The organism is Roseobacter denitrificans OCh 114 (assembly GCF_000014045.1).
GTDB classification, from domain to species: Bacteria; Pseudomonadota; Alphaproteobacteria; order Rhodobacterales; family Rhodobacteraceae; genus Roseobacter; species Roseobacter denitrificans.
Genome location: NC_008386.1, coordinates 41,889 through 61,133, shown reverse-complemented (window position 1 = coordinate 61,133; position 19,245 = coordinate 41,889). Strand labels below are relative to the sequence as shown.

Genomic DNA, 19,245 nt, shown 5'->3' with positions numbered 1-19,245 from the left:
ATGTGTGGCTTTTTGCCAAGCCCAGTTCCCAAGCGGCATCTCCGATAGCCGCGCTGATTGGCTCGCCCTTGTTCTCAAGTTCCAGGATCGGACGGAGAACCGCTGCTCGTTGTTTCGCAAGACGCTCGTTTACCACGCAAATACCCCGCCCCAATAAGCCGACACTTACCCACAGAACCGACCGTATGCCAATAAAGGGTACAGTATGGTAATTAACGGTACAATATGAAAATTAAGGGTACAGACCGCAATTGATATCGCTGGGAAATTTCAGACCAGATTCTGATTAATTAGGGTACAGTGACACGGTGTCTCACCAATCTCACAGGGCGTCGCTGGCTCGCTGCCCTTCACAGGATCCGGCTTCTTTGGGACAATGTTCATCGTTTCTAGTCTTTCACTACCGCCCTCAATGATTGCATGTTCGAGACGATGGCGGTTCTGGAGGCCCAAACGGTTGAGGCTCGCCAAGTCAGTATGTGTCTCATTTGAACAACTTTTTACAAAAGCCCACAACTCTTGGAAAACGGTTCCTGAAGGCTTGGTAAATTTGTCAAAAAGGCCTTCGGAAGAGCGGACGCGGCTCAAATACCGCTCACATGGGCGTGGAATGACCCTATAACTTGAAAAAAGCTAAGAAACCTTCCCATTTGAGTAGGGCGAATTCACGTCACTCAGCCAAAATTCCCAGATCTTAACTCCGCGCTTTATGGTCATTTTCAAAGGTGATGTGCCCACTAAGGCAATGAGCACATCATCGGATTGCTGGCTCCTCAGAGCAAGAAATCACTGGCTAGATAGTCGCTGGCACTGACTTCGGCACCGTCGTTGATACGGACGGCAAAATCGATTGTGCTGTCATCGTCCGTCAAACCATAGACCATCGTGTGGCTACCCACATTTTTAACCCAAAGCGAACCTGCACCCTGCGCGATGCCTTGTGCGGATGTCAGTTCTCCGAGGAACGCAAAGCCATCGTCACCAACCAAAGCAATATTTGCATCCATACCGGAGAGATTTATGACATCGCCCCCGGGAAAGACCTATCCGCTCAATTCCATCAATCTCATCCGTTGCCGTCAATGTGGAATCTGCTGTGTTGTTGAATACAAAAGTATCGAAGCCAGCGTTACCACGAAGAATGTCGGCCCCAAGACCGCCGATCAGGATGTCGCCACCGTTTCCGCCTGCTAAAACATCGTTACCAGCGCCACCATCAAGCAAGTCTGATCCATCTCCGCCTCTTAAAATATCATTTCCGTTCTGCCCGAAAAGATCATCATTCTGCTGCTGCCCCTCTATTCTATCATTGCCCTCGCCGCCATGTAAAACATCGTCGTTGGATCCACCGAACATTGTGTCATTGCCGTCTTCACCGCTCAAAATGTCATTTCCGCCGCCGCCGCCCATAAAGTCGTCACCCTGACCTCCCAGTAACGTATCAGCGCCATTGTTTCCAAACAACGTATCGTCGCTATCTCCGCCCTCAATCACATCGTTGCCGTCATTGCCAGAAAAACTATCTTCGCCTGTTCCGCCCTGCAGAATATCATCGCCGTCACCGCCGTACCCCGTATCATTTCCGGCACCGCCGGTTATAAGATCAGAACCGCCAGAGCCGGCTAGAAAATCATCACCAGCACCGCCGTTTATTGTGTCATCGCCAAAATTGCCTCGAAGTACATCATTTCCTGCACCGCCATCGATGATGTCATTCCCATCTTGTCCGAATACAGTGTCATCACCTTCTCCGCCCATGAACGTATCGTTCCCTTCGCCGCCGTTCAAAGTATCATTTCCGAGTCCACCATTCAAAGTATCCTCGCCATTCCCGCCTTGAATACCGTCATCACCTTCTTCACCAAACAACACATCATCATCGGCTCCGCCTTTTAAGATATCGTCGCCTTGTCCGCCAGATAGTTGATCGTAGCCGTTCCCACCATCGAGGACGTCAGCACCACCGAAGCCTTTCAGCAGATCATCCCCGGAACCTCCTTCTAAGGTATCTGCGCCGGCACTACCGATAAGATTGTCAGTGCCATCGGTTCCAAGCCTCACCAACCCCGACTCGATGAATTCCGAAATCGGAATAACTTGACCACCGGCAAACTCGAATACCTCAACACGAGAACCCAATTGTGCAAAGTAAGCCGTGCCCGACTGGCCACCCTTGTTCCAACTCAGCGTCAACATCACGCCATCGACAGCGTTGCCTGAATCCCAGATTGAAACCGTTATGTCCGAGAGCGCCAAATCATAAAATTCAACGCGGTCTGTTCCACCGACTTCTGCTTCGCCAGCAGCGTCAATGACAACATCACCAGCGTTGGCACTGATACGATAGATATCATCGCCTGTTCCACCGCGCAGGATTTGCGCCTGAAGTAGATAAACGCCATCGGTTCCGTCTTCGGCATCCAAGGTGTCGTTGCCCGCCCCACCAAGTAGAGTGTCAATTCCCGTGCCGCCATTCAGGAGATCATTGCCGAGCCCGCCCTCTACGATGTCAGCTCCGTCACCGGCATCAACGTTGTCATTGCCCGAGCCGCTATTGATCGTATCGTCGCCATCGCCGCCGAAAATAATGTCATTGCCTTCGTCGCCGAAAATGGTGTCGTTCCCTTCGCCGCCGTTCAGAGTATCATTGCCGAGACCGCCATTCACGAGATCGTTGCCAATCCCACCAAAGATTTGATCGCGGCCTTCGCCTCCGTTCAGAGTATCCTCTCCGCCTGCGCCGAGCAGCAAATCGTCACCAGTATTACCATCAAGAGTGTCATTGCCCGCCTCACCGTTCAGGACATCATCGCCTGCGCTACCTCCAACAGTATCATCGCTTGATGCACCGGTTCTGCTGACGCCAGTACTCGTGAAGGCATCGGACGTAAGGGTTAAGCCGTCAGCGAACTCGTATGCCTCAATATATGAGCCCGACTGGGCAAAGTAGGCAGTCCCCGACAGACCATTCTGCTGCCAGCTGATTGCCAGCATATCGCCATCCGCTGAATTGTCGGATGCAAATGTCGAAATCTTTGCATTCGCAAGCGACACATCTGTGAACTCAACCCGGTCATTGCCGCCATTCTGATCCTCACCTGCGGCATCGACAAGAACGTCGCCAGCATTCGCACCAATCAAGTAGATATCATCGCCTGTTCCGCCACGCAGTTGCTGTGCTTGCGATAGTCCAACACTATCGACACCTTCGCCAGCATCCAATGTGTCATTGCCCGCGCCGCCTTCGAGCGTATCAACACCTGCGCCACCCTCCAGGATGTCGTCGCCTGCCTTACCTTCCAGAATATCCGTGCCATCAAAGCCCAGAAGAATATCACCGTAAGCGCTGCCAATCAGATGGTCTGCGCCATCACTACCTTCAAAGGTGTCTGTGAAATTGAGACCAGCGAGAGCGGTGAATGTGACAGAAGTGGAGGTAAGATATGAGGCGTTTGCATTGTTTATTTGGAAAATGGCTTTTGAACCGACAACAACAAATAAGTTGCTACCCTGTTGAAGAAGATGGTTTGATTTAAGGTCCGTCAACGATGTGACATCAGAGCTGCCAAAGAATGAGATGCGGTCTCCCTGGCTTGGATTAAAGTCATAAATCACATCCTGATTACGTCCCCCGTCATGTACAAATGTGTCAGCACCTAACCCGCCAGTATAGTGATCTTGTCCTGCGCCACCGTCCAGGATGTCGTTTCCGTCCCCACCGTTCAGCACGTTCGTTTTATTATTGCCATAAAGTTCATCATCATGCGCTGATCCAGCGAGGTGTTCGATACCAAAGAAAGTATCACCCGTCGCTTCACCCCGGTTCACAGATGCGTCACGCAAGCTCGCCACTATCGAAGAGATTGCAGCGCTGTATTGTGCGAAATCGTTTGCGCCAGATCCACCGTCGAGAATGTCAGCACCCTTTCCACCAAATAGGTAGTCATCCTCAGAACCACCTCGAAGCGTATCATTACCGCTGCCGCCAACCAGAGTGTCAGTGCCGCCCCGACCTTCAAGGACATCATCTCCCTCCAAGCCGTAAAGCTGATTACCGGCAGCATTGCCGTAAAGTCTGTCGTCGTGATTGGACGCAACGAACAACTCAACATTGGTGAAAACATCTCCCTCTGCCTCGCCACGGTTCCGGTGTGCGTTTTCAAGGTCAAGGGTTATGCTAGAAGCTGCGTTATTATAGAGCGCTTGATCCGTCCCTGCGCCCCCGTCGAAGCTGTCTGCTCCAGAACCCCCAACGAGAAGATCGTCACCGTTTCCTCCGCGAAGATCGTCGTCACCATCACCGCCGATAAGGGTATCGGAACCGTCATTGCCAATAAGCGTATCTGATCCACTTAGTCCGTTGAGACGGTTGTCGGCACTGTTTCCAGCGATCACGTCGTCGTAATGCGAGCCAACAGCGTGTTCGATTGATACCAGTACGTCTCCCTCAGCATCACCGCCAGAGCCGGTTCCTAGCGCAAGATCGATGTTCACGCCTGCCCAACTGCTGAGATAATCGACAGTATCAATGCCCGCACCACCATCCAGCCTGTCCGCGCCGCCATTCCCAATCAGCCTATCGTCACCCGCCCGGCCCAAGAGTGTGTCATCTCCCCCGTCACCTGCGAGCGTGTTTGCACCAGGATTACCGTCAATAAAGCGCGCGGGCGCTGCATATGGTGTTTCGACATCCGGTTCGAGCAGAAACGCCGGCACGTTGGTTTTTACCGGTCCCACTTGCATGGAGGCGCCATCCGGAAACGCAAAATGTGATGCATTCAGAGCGCCTGGGTTTACATCGCGGATGACAAGCGCACGGCCGCCCCCAAGGTCTGCGTAGGTGTCATTTCCCATCCGCTGCAAAACCAACGTCGAAATTGGTAAATCTCTGAGGTCGATTAAATCTCCCTCAGAGCCATCAAAGTCTACAACAACGACTGCGCGTGGCCCAGGTGCTACACCGTCGCCATCCTCACGTTGGATTCTGAACCGATCTCCACCGCCATCGCCCCATAGGCGGTCAAAGCCACCAGTCGTGATCAGCCAGTCAACACCTCCACCACCGCGCAAAACGTCGTTGGCGTGTCCCCCGCCATCACGGATGTAGTTCGCAGATCCATCGCCAATCAGGATATCATTGTGGCGTGATCCAGTGACGTTCTCTACCCCGGTGTAGGTATCGTCATGCGCTTCGCCCGCGAAACCACGACCCTGAGACAGGTCGACGTGCACGCCGGTGCTCAAAAAGCCGTGCTTGTAAGAAACAAGGTCTTGACCGGCTCCGCCGTCAAAATGTTCCCGTCCCTGTAGTGCCGACAAAATGTCGTCACCATTCCCACCTCTCAGCGTGTCATCGCCAGTCGCGCCAAACAGAACGTCATCGCCGTCCCTGCCTTCAAGGATATCATTGCCGTTTTCGCCATTCAGCAAGTTTGTTCCGGCATCGCCACGGATGATGTCGTTGTGTTCCGATCCCTGTACATTCTCAAAACCGGAAAACACGTCCCCGTCAGCGTGCCCCCCGCTCCCGGTTCCGGCCGCCAGATCAATTGTAACGCCCGCATTGCTTGAGCCATAAGCAAGCCGATCCTTGCCTTCTCCGCCGTGGAGGATGTCCGCACCAGCGCCGCCGCCGAGGTCGTCATCGCCAGCGCCACCAATGAGCGTGTCATCACCCGCGTCGCCGTCGAGGTCGTCATTGCCCTCTCCGCCCGTGATCATATCCACGCCATCACCACCATCGATGACGTCGTCACCGACGCCCCCATCCAAGGTGTCAGAACCAGTTCCGCCGACGATGATGTCGTCACCACCCATCCCGTTGATTATATCGCTTCCGCCATCACCAAAAATTGCATCGCCACCGCCGCCGCCATTGATAGTATCGCCTTGATGCGTCCCGACGCGAACGTTTTCAAACAGATCGCTCACAGTGTCGGTTTCCAAACCGCCCAACACGCCGCCTTCATCTGCAAGGGCGCGACTGCCTAGAAGTAAGTCAAAACCAGCCGCATTTGTAAGAGCGAGGTTGATGTCTTCGACTGTTTCGCCAAGGCTATCTCGCAGCGCAACCAGCGTGTCACCCAGCAGTATCCAGAATGCGTTTGCCTCTTCGGCACCCAACAAATTAGACCAATCCGCCGCGCGTGCCGCGATCGTATCGAGATCGTCGGTCAAGTTTAGTGTGTCTGTGGCAAAATCATAGGCCGTCTCACCGATGACTTTTTCCAGTGGCCCTTGGGCGACCATCCGCGCCGTCAATGTGGCGTGGATACCTTGCCAGGCGACCTTGATCCCCAAAGAAGCGTTTTCGCCGACGAAACCTGTACTTCCCCGCTGCGCCCATTCGACGCCGGAAAAAATTTCCATGAAATCGACCAGACGGGAGTCAATATTCGATCCATCCCCCGTTGCGCGTGCATCTGGATCATTGTCCAGAACCCCGGCCCATTTGAGAAGGATGTCGCGTGTCAGATCTGCAGCGCGGCCCAATTCATCAAGCGGCAGACGGTCAAGCTCGCGTACCAGACCCCGAAGTTCGTCATCGCGGGTCATCGCCAGGTGCAGCGCTGGCAACGAGCCGTAACCCCGCGACAGAGGCAGAAGTAGGGCCTCAATGTTCAATTCCGTCGTTGCGCCGAACACCTGGCTTTCAGCACCAAGCTCCCACGTGTTCACGTTGTCATTGAGATAGTGAACGTCTGCGATCTCACGGTTCTGTCCGTCTTTAACGAAAGTCGACCAACCCGAAATGTAGTTCTCTTTCACATAACGATTGTCGGACGTCTCCGCATAGCTGATTGATGTGATTCCGTGATGATCAAGCGACTTGAGTTCATCAGCCTGACTGACACCATCTTGGTTAAGGTCACGCCAGACAAGAAGATCATCCCAATCATCATCAGCATTCGTGATAAACCCATCACCATCGCTGTCATGTAGGCCAAGCTTCACAAACGCGGGCATCTCATCGTCGCCATAGAGCTCAGTAATATCGTCAATGAGACCGTTGCCATTGCGATCCATCGCCAGCTGGCCATCATCTGGACCAACCCATCCAACGCGCTCCGCGAACCCATCTGCATCAATGTCGAAAAACACTGTCCCATCGTCATAGATATGGCGAACGTCAGCAGCCACACCGTCACCATCCAGGTCCAACACCAGGGGTGATACGTGGTTCATTGCGCCGCCAAAAAACTGAAGCGAAGCGTCAATATTTGAGTTGGGGCGAACCGCAACTTCGGTGCCGAGTGAAAATTGAACCCCGCCAAATGAGTAAGAGTTCTCTTCAGTGGGTGCCGTGTCATCCACAACAGTACCGAGAGAAAGCCCAAAGTCCGCCGGGACTACAACAACTTCATTTGCTATATCGCCTCCAAACGAAAATCGCGTACCGGTGGTGCTGGCGTCTAGTTTCAAGTAAAAATCGTCTAAAGCGCTTGAAGGTGAACCGATGGAATTCAAGGAATTACTCAGCTCCGAACCAGTAAAAATTTGGAAATCTGTGCCACTGGTTTTCGTAAGGCTCTTTGAAAACGCAGCGAAACGAGCTCCAAGGCTTAAGCCCGGGTCGTTAAAAGAGCCCTCTTGAAACGTATCCTCGTCAGGTGTCGATGGTGTGGTTGTTGAATACGATCGAACAGCACCTTCTCCACCGTACGTAAGATTCACCTTGCCGTCTTCGCCACCTACTTGCGTCCGTTTTAGTATGTTGTTTACCGTGCTGTCCACATTCCTCGATTCAAAGTCGAAGTCGTCGTATTGCAGTTCGATCTTTCCGTTTACGACAACACTACCACTTTGTTCGATTGTGAAAGTCGTGTCTTGACTGATCTGAAAACGTGAAGAGCCAAACATGTACATTACATCAGGGGAACCGCCAGCATAGATGTCTCCATTAATTGCTGCCCATGGGTATGCCGTGGCACCCTGTGCATGATCACCGTAATCACGTCCATCGTCGTTGATTGACTGCGGCGATATTCCTAAGTCCTGCAAGTCTGTAAGAGAATACGCTCGTCCCACATCTAGCTGAGCATCATATAATCCAGCCTCGAGATGTTTAACGATATCGAAATCATCAAAATTAATGCGAGTTCCGACGCGATCTACCAGCAAATCGGATTGTTTTTGAAAGTGAACAGTGGGCGTGTTTTGTTTTGTATCGATATTACCTAATGTAGAATCGGCCAGTACGCCGGTTATCCTATCTTCCGGATCAAAAGGCTGTCCTATTCGATAAATATTGTCCAAATGAGATTTGCTGAATTCATTGGCGTCAATGACATTCCATGTATTCGTTGAGGCGTCGTAATTAAAAGGGTCAACTACTTTATACTCAAGCATAACTCCTCGAGCCCCAGGCACACCAATTGTGTATTCCTTCGTTCCATCTGCGCGTGTTTCAACACTCAAAAATCTGTGACATTTTTTTATCCCCACCAGCCCAAAGGCTGTCCAATATATATCAGGCGCGCTTCCGGCCCGTCGTAATAGGCCCAAAGGCCGTATCCATAAAACAGTACCCATTCCCTTGATTGAATGAGCGTGATTTCGTCGCTAATAACCCTCGAAAAGTTCCTCCGTTTAAGCCTGTCTTCTACTGTTAAAACTGTACGATCAGAGAAGTCTCCCTTAACCAACATGCACTTTTCGAAAATTCGCTGCCCATTGCTCCCTAGAGAAATTAATGCGTTAGAAATACTAGTATTTTTGATAGTCCCGCTGCGCCACTCGTTCACTTGCAGTTGAGCTTTTAAGTTGTCGTAGCTGGGGCTTGATCCGTAATTTCGTAGCCGCTCTTTGCGATGGAAGTTCGGTGGAGCGGCAGGACCTACTACGGAAAACTCTGCGTATATGCAGTGCCCTCCATCTAGGAAGGCAACCTCTTCAAGTACTTTGACGTCATCAGGTATTGAAGATAGAAGGTAACTGCGCTGAAGGTGTGGATCGATTTGGGATTTCGCAAACATCACAAGTGCGAGGATAATTGAACCAAAAAGTAAAGTGCGCTTTACATTAGACATCATTGGTCCTGTCGTCCCGCTTCCGGCGCTCTATGAACGTGCCGTCCGGGAAGAAAACGAAGCGTACTTCCGTTTGAACAGGCAAAATGAAACGATAGCTTTCAGGAGTTCGCCCACTAACCAAGTCGAATGGCGGCGAGAAAAACCTGGGCGGCGCTGTGAGCAGAAAACCAAAAACATCTTCATTAGGATCGACGGGACTGGGAACTCTATAGTAACAAGTCTGGTATGGGAAAATTCCCCAGAGGCGAGCAAACTCGCAGGCTTGGGGATCTGGGGCCTCCCAATCAATATCGCGCGGATCGGCGCGATCATATATTGGAGAATTGTCAGCGGTTAGATATGACGTCGCCATTCGAGTACCATACTTGTCGGCGAAGAACAGTACCGCGATCAGAACCGTTAAAAAAATTATGGCATATAACAGCTTCATAAATCCAAACTCGCTGCATTCCACAGCCCACTAACACTTCATCTTTTTTTGCCTCAACTGCACCTACGCAACCGGCCCGACAACCGAGGTAAATACGCCACCATCGCGTGTGGCAAGTAAATTGGTTAATAAAGGGTTAAAAAGTGGAATCATGGTTAACGCGGGGCGCAACAACTCAGTTTCCAAGATATAAAAGCCCAAGTTTTGCGTATAATTTCAGCGCTCAAACAGTTGTCTGCTGTCATATGGAGTGGAGAAGCTACCGATATACTTATCGGCCTTTCCGCCTTTTGGTGAACTAAGTCAGGCACCGCCTTCATGACGTGTCCATTTTAAAAAGTGTTTGTTTGGGGCAAATTTGAGATCAGCAAAATCAATAACTTACAGGTTAAAAAGCAAGTATGTCCAGTTGGTATGCTTAAATCGCGCGAAGCCGGGTATTTCTCCACGAGACAGACCCATTATTATGGCCCTACCGATTGAGCCCTCTTTCTCTGTCGATTTTGCGCCCAAGCTCCCGCTTTTTCTCGAGAGCTTTGCCCAGTTCGCGCCCCTCTCGATCCCTCTCAACAGTCACGGGTTTTACCCGATCCAGCACGGCACTGAGGCGTTCTTTGACGCTTTCCTGACTTCGCTCAGACGACACCGCCTGCTCCAACCCCTCCCTCTCCTGCTCGCGCTCGACAAGGATCAGCAGATGTCTTTGAGATCACAGATGTTCTGCCAAACCAGCATCTTCGGATGAAACGATTGACCGAGTCCCGCCAAGATGTGGATGACACTCTTCGGCAACCGATTGGCGGGCTGCAAAACAGTTTCATCATCCAGCGCCCTGACCCCATCGACTATTACGGTGGGATGCTGGCCGTCTATATGTTCCATTTCTTGATCAGCAAATGTATTGGTCAGATAGAAACCATCAACGATTTTCCGACTTCCGTTTTTGGAAAGTTCGCGGAATATCCTGTGACCTTTTCCCGACTTCCAGATGACCGTGCAAAAGGGTGGGATGGGTTGCGCATCTATACGATCGAAGTGATCATCTGGCTGTCCTTGGGCGGCTTTTCCACCGACCGCGATGGCAATGAGCTTTCACCGGTGGAGAAATCAACAGTGTTGTTCGACCAAGTGGAGTTCTGGTTCAAGGCATTGGAAAAGCTTGCCACAACGGATCAGACCTATCGCAACTGGGACCAGTTGCATGCAGTGCATAACCCAATCTATGGCAACTCCGATAAGGTCAACACTGGTCTGTTCGGAAGCGTAGACCCAGAGCAATGGATCGGTACCACTGATGCCTATCTGAAAGGCTCACAAATACGCCACAAGCTGTTGGATATGATGACCTCGCTTGGTTAAAGGATCGCAGCGAGCTCTGGATCGATAATGGGGGCCATTATCGTTACCTCGCGAGAGCCTCGATTTCAGCGATCTCAAATGCTGTGATGCACTGGCAGGACACCTCAACAGGAGTCCACCATGCCTCATCTCGATCACACCGCCTTCGTCACTGCCTGCCGCGATGAACGCGGTGTCGGCAATCACACGCTGCGGGCCTATGCCCAGGATCTGCGCACCTTCGCACGCTTCACCAAGGAGTATCACCTCGCCGATCCACTGTCGAAAGACGACATCCTCGCCTACCACAGCCATCTGCGCGATGAGCTGCACGCCAAGCCTGCCTCCATCGAGCGGCGGCTGGTCACCCTCAAATCGTACTTTGCCTGGCGCGCCGACCGGAACAGCGCCCTGCCCTCCCCGTTTGCGGACGTTCGTATCTCGGTCCGGATCCCCCGGCGCCTTCCGCGCCCAGTCGACCGAGAAACGCTGAAAGCAGTATTGCAGTCGGAAACCGGGCCAACCGGCGCGCAACCCGCAGATCAGGAGGTCACCATCCTGATGATCAAACTGCTGATTGTGACCGGTCTCCGGATCAGCGAACTCACCACCCTGAAGATCTGCGACGTTACTGCCGATGCGTCACAAATGATCGTGCGTGGCAAAGGCAACAAGGAGCGGATGGTCTTTGTGCCGAACGCGGAGCTGCAAGAGATGTTTCGACGATATTGCGCAGATCGCGTCAGGCACGACTCCCTGAAGTCGCCGCTGTTCTTGAACGCCGTTGGCCGTCGGCTGCGGTCGCAGACGTTTCGGAAACGGTTGCGCGTGCTGTCACACCGCTTGGGGATCACGCCGCATCTGACGCCACACCGATTCCGCCATTCCGCTGCAACGCTGTTGATCGAGGAAGGCACCGACATCCGCATGGTGCAGGCGCTGCTTGGGCATGCCAGCCTAAGAACAACAGAGATCTATGTGAGGGTTTCGAACCATGCGCTGCGACGCGCCCTGGAGCGGGCCGATATTCTGGATGTCCTCAGGCACTGAGCACGGCAGGCAGATGTTCGGGACCGTGCGAACACACTTGCGGGCAAGTTGCGAAACAGACCTTCGCTTCACCTAATTGGCCATCTGCTGATTTTATCTGTGCCACGGCACAAGGCTTCAAGTTAATATGAGATGATCTTGACGCACGACAGCATGGCGGGCCTCAATGGCGCGAGAATGCTAGCCCCTCATCGCTTGTGTTAGAAATCACAGACGATAGACGCAAAGGTCCAAAGTTTTCACGGATCGTTGGATTTGAAAGACGATAATGAATACAGCACCAAAGCCGAAATTCTCTGTGTCCGCCCGACATCTTGGACCCGTTTTAACGCTCGATGGGGAGTTAACGAAGAATAATCAAAATTTGGTTTTCGCGCGAAATGGTATTGGTAAATCATTCCTGTCGCGGGCGTTCAGATATCTCGACCTGCATGGGCAGCAGGAAGACGTTTCAGGGGCAGCTTTCAACCTTGTGTCGGATGAGTCCGCCGACCACTCTGGTTCATTCGCCATTTCTCGCGGGACAACGGCGATGGGCACGCTTGACCTGCAAAAGGCGGGAGACAAGGTCACAGCGACAGTCAATGACACAATCTTCCACGTGTTCTCGGAAGACTTCGTGCAGGAAGAGTTGCGGGAGCGCAAATACGAACTGGATGGCGAAATAGAGAACCAGATCGCTGTCGATAGCGAGAACATCAAGCTTGTTGATGCGAACAAGGCGTTGGAGGAGGCAAGGCAAAAGGCCTTCGAGGCTTACAATGCTCTTGAAGGGAAATTTACTACCGCGAAAGAAGCGGAATTGCACGAAAAGGCGGGGATCAATAAGCAACTGAGAGAGTACAAGGCTCTTTCTTTGGAGAAGCTCCTTGAGACCATTCAGGAGAAGCCCGAAGATCCGGAGCAGTCACTTGCCGAAATCATCAAGGACCTTGATAGCCTCAAGGCGATACCCGCAGAACCTGTCTATCCTGGGCAGGTAGAGGCTGTCGGAACCAACGATATCGATCTGGACGCCCTTGCCGCGTCGCTTGAATGCTTGACGTCTCCGTCAAGTGTCTCCGATGCAATCAAGAAGAAGATCGACGCCCATCACGGCTTCTACGAAGAAGGCGCAAAGATCGTTCGTGATGAGCACCGGACGGAGTGCCCTTTCTGCGAACAAGGGATTGCTGAACCCAACCCCAAGGCAATCATTGACGCCTATATAGAGTATTTTGAAGACGAGGAAGAGAAACACAAAGCGGAGTTGAGGGATTTCTTCCGGAAGCTCAAACAGATGGAAACGCAGCTGGATCAAACAGAAACCCAGCTTGCAAGGCAGAAATCCCGCTACGACAATCTCAAACGCCATGTGCCTTCGAAGAAAGATACAGAAGTCGGTGACGCAGCGAATGAGCTGAAGAATGTGCGGGAAGCGATATCGGCTCTAAAGTCGGTCATCGAACAGAAGGCTGCTGCACTTGGAACAGCATCCGCACTTCCTGCCGAGAACCTGCCTGCATGCGTCACTGCAATCAACGCCGTCATCAACGAAAACAATGACAAGGCGCAAGCGCTGACTTCGGCTGTGGAGAAGGCTGACGAAGAGCGCAGAACACTACAGCGGAAGGCCTGCACTGTGTTTGAGCGCGAATTTACCATCGGCAACTGGGCCGGATATCGAGACTGTGCGCGGGCTTCAGGCCGATGCGGTATCGAAACATGGTGATGTGATTCAGCTTGAGAAGGCAAGCCCGTCAGCACAAGCACGAGATCGAGTTGCAGAGACGTTCGAATTGCTCCTAAGAGAATTCTTCGCTGAGAAATATATCTTTGACAAGACGAGCTTTGTTTTGAAGCGCGGAGAACGGGAAATGGCTCGCGGACCGCATCGCACGTTGAGCGATGGCGAGAAGACAGCAATTGCATTCTGCTATTTCATTGCATGTGCACACAAGAAGGTGGCGACAGGCAGCGACTACAAAGAGTTGTTTCTTGTATTTGATGATCCAGTTACGTCGATGTCTTATGATTTTGTTTTCGCAATTGCACAGACTTTGAAGAACCTGAATATCTCGGACCAGGGCGAGATTTCCATCAATCCAGGTAAGATTGATGGCACCACATGCTGGAGACCAGAATTGCTCCTTCTGACCCATAGCAGCTATTTCTTCAATATCTCACTTACGAACCGTGTGGTCGATGATAACGCTGCGTTTGCATTGCACACCGACGGCAAGAGCCACAATCTTGCTCGCCTTAACAAATATATCGCGCCCTTCCAGGAGCAGCTGATCGACATCTACGAGGTGGCGAACGGCAAGGACCCTGATCACCGGACCGCAAATTCGATCCGTTCAGTGTTGGAGGCGATTGGTCGCTTCTGCAGGCCAGACAAGTCCGACAGCCTGACGGATTTCGTTAAGCATCTTGCTGGCGAGGAAGGCATGACGCTCAAGAGCGTCCTGATCAACTCGCTATGCCACGGTACATACTACGACGAGACGCCTCCGCCAGATGATCTGGTGCTCGCCTGCAAGGAAACGTTGGTTGTTGTGGAACACTATGCGGTGGGTCAATTGGAGCTGGTTAAGAAAGCGGCCAAGGCATGAGGATTGAAATCAATCGGTCAGCCTGCGATTGGTGTCGTCCAATCTCTCCCGCGCTTAGGTCGTGAAGATCACCTTTTGTCACACCGCCTCAGCGAATGGTTGGAAATGGGAACGCGGATCTTAGGTCTAGGGCACAGCGCTAATAGCCGATTGAAGGCAGTCTTTCTCGCCCGTGCCGGATTAGACGGCATAGAACTGCATGCAGCCGAAACTGGACTGAGCCGAAAAAACGCCTCCTTCGCATGACCAATCGCCGTACTAGTTTACGTGCGGTTTCAACCCGTCAGGATTCACCACTGGCGCCTGCGAGACGAAACCTTTGTCAGCCTTGGTGTCTTGTTAGACTTGCGCTTGTTGGCACCCGTCTGCAGCGCCTGAAGGTTCTTCCGCGCATCTGAGCCGCCTTTTGACCGCGGCCAGACATGGTCAACTTGCCAACCCATGGCACTGTCTCTGTTGTAGGCAGGCTTGTAGATCACGTTGCCTTGCGCATCCCGTCTATAAAGGTTGGGATTTTTACCTTTGACGGGTCGCGCTTTGTTCCAAACGTGCTGGGCTTTGGGATTTGTAGAATACGGCATTGAGAGCTCCTTTGGTTATGCCGCGGATCTCCGCGTGTGGATGTGGGAACCGGACGGCGTGACTTCGATGTCAAACCCGTCGGTGATCATGGATTTCACCTGTTCGGTATGGGAGATCAGCCCCACCGACCGCTTGTCGTTGGTCAGTTCGTAAAGCGTCTCAAGCGCCGTATTCAGGGTATCTTCGTCCAGGGTGCCGAAACCCTCGTCGATGAAAATCGCATCGAGCTTGATCCCACCACTGTTCTGCTGAACGACATCGGAGAGACCGAGGGCAAGGGCAAGCGACGCCTGAAATCCCTCGCCGCCGGACAGCGTCTTTGTAGGTCGCGACTTCTCGGTGTTGGCGTCGAAGACGGCGATATCCAACCCACGTTTCTGTCGCCCTCCAACAGCATCTTCCGGGCGGAGGAGCTGGTAACGTCCGCCCGTCATGGGACCGAGCCGTTGATTGGCGGCGACGAGAACCTCATCGAACATCGCGGCAATTGCAAAGTCCGGGAGCCGAACCTTCCGCTCATTATTGCCGTTGACCAGGTCTGCGAGGCCGCCAACCGGACCGTACTCCGCTTCGAGGGCAGCGATACGGATGGAAAGCGCTGCGACTTTTCGTTGCGTTTCGAACTTTGCTTCCAGGTCGCGCTGCAAGCGAATGTGAGTCTGCTGACTGGTTTCCAGCTTCGTCTGCGCGGATTCTTTTGCAGCCGTCAACGCCTCGACGTCTGGAGGGCTTCGATTACTGATTTCGTTCGCCAGCCGTGCGAGTTGGGCCTTGTTGGCAGCAACGCGCTCGTTGAATGAGTTGATCTGTTCCTCCAGCGCGTCGGACTGCGCGACGTCAGCCTTTGCAACTTTGAACCCAGCCTCATCCAGCCCTGCCGTTCCAAGCCTCTCGGTGAACTCCGCTTGGGCCTTTGTAAATGCCTGGGCTGTTCGGTCGACTTCTGCCACCGCACTCGTCACACCTTGCTCTGCGGCACTAAGGGCGACAGCGGCCGCCTTTTCGCCGTTTGTGGCCGTCTCGTGGGCAGCAACGAGTTCGCCCCGCGCAGATACAGCGGCTGACAGTGCTGAGGCCAAGGCACCGCCTTGCCGCCAATTCTCGGGCACATCTCGCAGAAGGGTGTCGTAGGACGTCTGCGCGCGTGTCTCCGCGTCTCTGGCCTCAGAAACATCCTGGCGCGCGCGCTCATGATGGGAGGTTGTCTCCCCGGCGGCCGTTTCGGCCATGGCGATCTTGCTTTCGAGATCGACAAATCGGGCGTCCGCTTCCAGTGCAATCCTCCGGTCACGTGCTTCTGCCAAAACCGGGTCGAAGCTCTTTCGATCCCGTTCGGGACGGTCGAGGGCGTCGAGTTCGGTCTGCCTTTCGGTCAGAGATGCTCTCGCCGCCGCCAGTGCGGTCTTCGCTTCGATCTCATCGCGTTCGGCGCTGCGAAACTCCCGCGACGCCTGCTCGAACTGGTCATGGCGACCGCGGCGCTCGGGATCGCCGGTCGCTGGATTGGGGTGGTCCAGCGAGCCACAAGCCGGACAGGGCTCTCCGGGAAGAAGTTTCCTCGCCACGTGGAGCGCCTGTATCTCCGTCAGGTCCTGCTCTGCGCGCTCCAGAGCGTTCTTGCAGACTTCGAGGTGGGTGCTCCGCCTTTCATACTCGGTCTGCAACCGGTCGACTTCACCTGCCTGCAGATCGCGCCTGGACTTGGCCGTTTCAAAACGACCCAAGGCCTCAGCCTCATGCTCCACCGCCGCCAGAACATTGCCTACCTCTTGAAGGGCGCGCACGTGCGCGGGATGCTCTTTCTGGAGGTTGCGGAGCGTCGTGAGTGATTGCTCGGCGTTCGTTCGGTTGCGTTCTGCCGTCGCCTGCTCCGCAACCGCTGCCTTCGTTTTAGATCTCGCCGCCTCGAGGTCAGCCAGCAGGGTGTGGGATTGGCCGAGCGTTTGTTCGAAGCGCTGCAGTTCTAGCACTCTTGCATGGGCAGCGTCGCGATTATCCTTCTGCTGCTCCGTCCGATTGAGCGCTTCTTGGGCCACGCTCAGGGCCGATTGAGCAGAAGACAAACTTACCTTAGCCGTAGCGTGACGGGTCTGAGCGGCACCAGCCTCCTCGCCCGCAGCCCGCATCGCAGACTCAGCGACCAGAACAGTTTGGGCCGCACGCGCCTTTGCAAGACGGGACTTGGTTTCCTCAACCGCCTCACTTGCAGACTCGAGCGTTGCCTTCTCTGTCTCAGCCGCTCCCCTCGCTTCGAACTTTTCTGCCAGACCCTCTCCAGCAGACAAAGCCTTCTGACATTGCACCAGCGTTTCGGTCTCTGCTTTCACGGTAGTCTCGAGTGCGGAGACCTCTTCGCCCATCGAACGAATCTCGTCGGCCAGTTGTTCTTCGCTCAGATCACCCAGATGCGTGTCGCGCCGGACGCGTTCATCATTGATTTGGCGGTAAATGTCGGCTGCATCGCGTTTGATGCGATCCGCAAAGCGTTCGTACAGCTGGACGTCGAACAGGCGTTTCAGGATCGGGGAGCGCTCATCGCTTGGTGCGGTCAGGATTTTGCGGAAGTCGCCCTGGGGCAGCAGCACGATCTGACGGAACTGGGCAGCATTGTAGCCCAGAAGCGCCTCTATCTCGGGATCGACCCTGTTGACCTGTTTCTCGGCCACGATGTCACCGAGATTATCGCCTGCAATTTCAGCCAAAGGCATGCCGGTCGACCGAAAAAGGTAAGCCTGGTGCGGTTCGGTCGTGGTGCCTGATCCACGTAGCGCCGCGCGCTGCTGCTTGGGAACGCGTTGAACGACATATCGTTCGTCGCCGAGATCGAAGACGAGTTCGACCTTGGTGATATCGGTTGCGTGTGCGTGATGGCAAACCATGTCCTCTGCGCTGCGCTCTGCCCCGGAGGACTGTCCAAACAGAGCGAAAGAGATACCATCGAAGATCGTGGTCTTGCCCGCGCCGGTTTCGCCGTAAATGCCAAAGATCCCGGCATCGAGCGCCGCCGTGAATTCGACGACCTCGGTCCCGGCATATGGGCCGAACGCTGTCATCGTCAGTCGGATTGGTCTCATTTCGCGTCCTCCAGCACCGGGCGGTCGAGAACACCCTTCACGACGCCCTCCTCACGTTCCGTTGCGCCTTCGCCGCGGACATAGGTCAGGAATTCACCGATAACGCCGACGGGATCGTCGAGCTTTGATTGCGCCCGGCCGGCACTACTCATTACGAGGTCCTGCTTTTTCTCTCGCAAGGTCTGCAGAATGTTCGGGTAGTGTGGCCGCAGCTGAGCGGCCGGCTCGATCAAGGCCCCGTCGTCCAGCAGAATCGCCCGGATGTAGTCATCGCTCGGATTGGCCTTCGCCTCAGAAACGAGATCCTCCAGAAGCCCCCTGACCTCACGGACTTGTCTCAAAGGCTCGAAGTCCACCGTTTTCAGATTGACCACCTGCCCCTGACCGTCGAGGTCAAAGACTGTCATCGATTTCGTCGTGCCCGCTTCATCGAACCCGAAGGCCAAAGGAGAGCCGCTGTATCGGATCGCGTTCCCACCCGCGGTTTGCGGACGGTGAAGGTGGCCGAGCGCGACGTAGTTCGCACCTTCAAAGATCGCTGCCGACACGGTCTCCACCGTACCGACCGACAGCCGCCTCTCGGTCTCCGTCGGTTGGCAATTTGTTACGAAGGCATGGGCCACGACGACCCAGCGAGCATCATCTGGCACGCGCGCTCTTGCGGCCTCGATCTGCGCCCGGAGAACGTCCTCCGGCGACCGGATGTCTTCTGCCTCAAAGGCGCGACGGGCGGAGTAAATCTCTCCGTAGGGAAGCGCCGAGATCGCGATCTTGCCATGTTCATCCTCTAGGATCAGCGGCGTCTCATCTCGCTCGATCGGGCCTCGGACCAGAATACGTCGGCGATCGAAAAGCTTGGACGCGGTCCCAAGACGTTGGCCGGAGTCGTGGTTACCCGCGATGACAACGATGGCCGCATCAGTCTGTTCGTGAACGCGTTCCAGGAAATCACTATAGAGCTTCATCGCGGCTTCGGATGGGGAGGCTTTGTCGTAGACATCGCCAGCGATCAACAGAACCTCGACACCCTCTTCCACGACGGCCTTGAACACCTGGTCGAGAACATGTGCCTGATCCTCGTGAAGCGAGACTCCCCGCAAGGTCTTTCCCAGATGCCAGTCTGCTGTATGGAGTACTCTCATGTC

Annotated in this window: 11 protein-coding genes; 4 read left to right on the top strand and 7 right to left on the bottom strand. The window is 54.0% G+C overall.

Annotated elements, in window-relative coordinates; all coding sequences use genetic code 11:
* Positions 1-773: 773 nt before the first annotated feature.
* From RD1_RS19740 to RD1_RS19725, 4 genes are all read right to left on the bottom strand, one after another.
* Positions 774-1,007 carry a hypothetical protein gene (locus RD1_RS19740; protein ID WP_011655411.1) on the bottom strand — a complete coding sequence of 78 codons (234 nt, stop codon included), beginning with the start codon at positions 1,005-1,007 and terminating at the stop codon, positions 774-776.
* Positions 979-8,349, bottom strand: coding sequence for a calcium-binding protein (locus RD1_RS19735; protein ID WP_187148494.1), 7,371 nt, complete (start codon positions 8,347-8,349; stop codon positions 979-981). Before RD1_RS19735 ends, RD1_RS19740 begins: the two co-directional genes overlap by 29 nt.
* Before the next feature lie 86 nt (positions 8,350-8,435).
* Positions 8,436-9,032, bottom strand: a complete 597-nt coding sequence (locus RD1_RS21045) for a hypothetical protein (protein WP_105880229.1) — start codon at positions 9,030-9,032, stop codon at positions 8,436-8,438.
* Entirely contained in the window at positions 9,022-9,462 is a 441-nt protein-coding gene (locus RD1_RS19725) for a hypothetical protein (protein ID WP_044033574.1), read from the bottom strand. The genes RD1_RS21045 and RD1_RS19725 overlap by 11 nt, the downstream gene beginning before the upstream one ends.
* A gap of 741 nt (positions 9,463-10,203) precedes the next feature.
* On the opposite strand from RD1_RS19725, the gene RD1_RS19715 reads away from it, so the two are divergent.
* The 4 genes from RD1_RS19715 to RD1_RS19700 all read left to right on the top strand — a co-directional run bounded on the left by RD1_RS19715 (position 10,204) and on the right by RD1_RS19700 (position 14,444).
* A complete protein-coding gene (locus tag RD1_RS19715; protein WP_011655408.1) occupies positions 10,204-10,821 on the top strand; it encodes a hypothetical protein in 618 nt (205 codons plus the stop codon).
* Positions 10,822-10,941: 120 nt separating this feature from the next.
* The gene (locus RD1_RS19710) at positions 10,942-11,850 is read left to right on the top strand and encodes a tyrosine-type recombinase/integrase (protein ID WP_011655407.1); all 909 of its coding nucleotides are present in this window, start codon (positions 10,942-10,944) and stop codon (positions 11,848-11,850) included.
* 268 nt (positions 11,851-12,118) lie between these two features.
* Positions 12,119-13,561: an AAA family ATPase gene (locus tag RD1_RS19705; protein WP_044033572.1), complete on the top strand. Its 1,443-nt coding sequence runs from the start codon at positions 12,119-12,121 to the stop codon at positions 13,559-13,561.
* Positions 13,521-14,444, top strand: a complete 924-nt coding sequence (locus RD1_RS19700; protein ID WP_044033571.1) for an AAA family ATPase — start codon at positions 13,521-13,523, stop codon at positions 14,442-14,444. The genes RD1_RS19705 and RD1_RS19700 overlap by 41 nt, the downstream gene beginning before the upstream one ends.
* Positions 14,445-14,734: 290 nt before the next feature.
* On the opposite strand, the gene RD1_RS20760 is transcribed toward RD1_RS19700, so the two are convergent.
* From RD1_RS20760 to RD1_RS19690, 3 genes are read right to left on the bottom strand one after another with little or no spacing between them, the layout of a single operon-like run.
* Positions 14,735-15,025 carry an HNH endonuclease domain-containing protein gene (locus RD1_RS20760; RefSeq protein ID WP_011655404.1) on the bottom strand — a complete coding sequence of 97 codons (291 nt, stop codon included), beginning with the start codon at positions 15,023-15,025 and terminating at the stop codon, positions 14,735-14,737.
* A 15-nt stretch (positions 15,026-15,040) separates the two neighbouring features.
* Positions 15,041-18,100: an AAA family ATPase gene (locus RD1_RS19695; protein ID WP_011655403.1), complete on the bottom strand. Its 3,060-nt coding sequence runs from the start codon at positions 18,098-18,100 to the stop codon at positions 15,041-15,043.
* Positions 18,097-19,242: an exonuclease SbcCD subunit D gene (locus RD1_RS19690; protein WP_011655402.1), complete on the bottom strand. Its 1,146-nt coding sequence runs from the start codon at positions 19,240-19,242 to the stop codon at positions 18,097-18,099. Before RD1_RS19690 ends, RD1_RS19695 begins: the two co-directional genes overlap by 4 nt.
* Positions 19,243-19,245: the final 3 nt, after the last annotated feature.

Excerpts from the sequence above, each read along its gene's own strand:
- RD1_RS19740 (WP_011655411.1), bottom strand. The coding sequence starts at position 1,007 with ATGGATGCAAATATTGCTTTGGTTGGTGACGATGGCTTTGCGTTCCTC.
- RD1_RS19735 (WP_187148494.1), bottom strand. The coding sequence starts at position 8,349 with ATGCTTGAGTATAAAGTAGTTGACCCTTTTAATTACGACGCCTCAACG.
- RD1_RS21045 (WP_105880229.1), bottom strand. The coding sequence starts at position 9,032 with ATGATGTCTAATGTAAAGCGCACTTTACTTTTTGGTTCAATTATCCTC.
- RD1_RS19725 (WP_044033574.1), bottom strand. The coding sequence starts at position 9,462 with ATGAAGCTGTTATATGCCATAATTTTTTTAACGGTTCTGATCGCGGTA.
- RD1_RS19715 (WP_011655408.1), top strand. The coding sequence starts at position 10,204 with ATGAAACGATTGACCGAGTCCCGCCAAGATGTGGATGACACTCTTCGG.
- RD1_RS19710 (WP_011655407.1), top strand. The coding sequence starts at position 10,942 with ATGCCTCATCTCGATCACACCGCCTTCGTCACTGCCTGCCGCGATGAA.
- RD1_RS19705 (WP_044033572.1), top strand. The coding sequence starts at position 12,119 with ATGAATACAGCACCAAAGCCGAAATTCTCTGTGTCCGCCCGACATCTT.
- RD1_RS20760 (WP_011655404.1), bottom strand. The coding sequence starts at position 15,025 with ATGCCGTATTCTACAAATCCCAAAGCCCAGCACGTTTGGAACAAAGCG.
- RD1_RS19695 (WP_011655403.1), bottom strand. The coding sequence starts at position 18,100 with ATGAGACCAATCCGACTGACGATGACAGCGTTCGGCCCATATGCCGGG.
- RD1_RS19690 (WP_011655402.1), bottom strand. The coding sequence starts at position 19,242 with ATGAGAGTACTCCATACAGCAGACTGGCATCTGGGAAAGACCTTGCGG.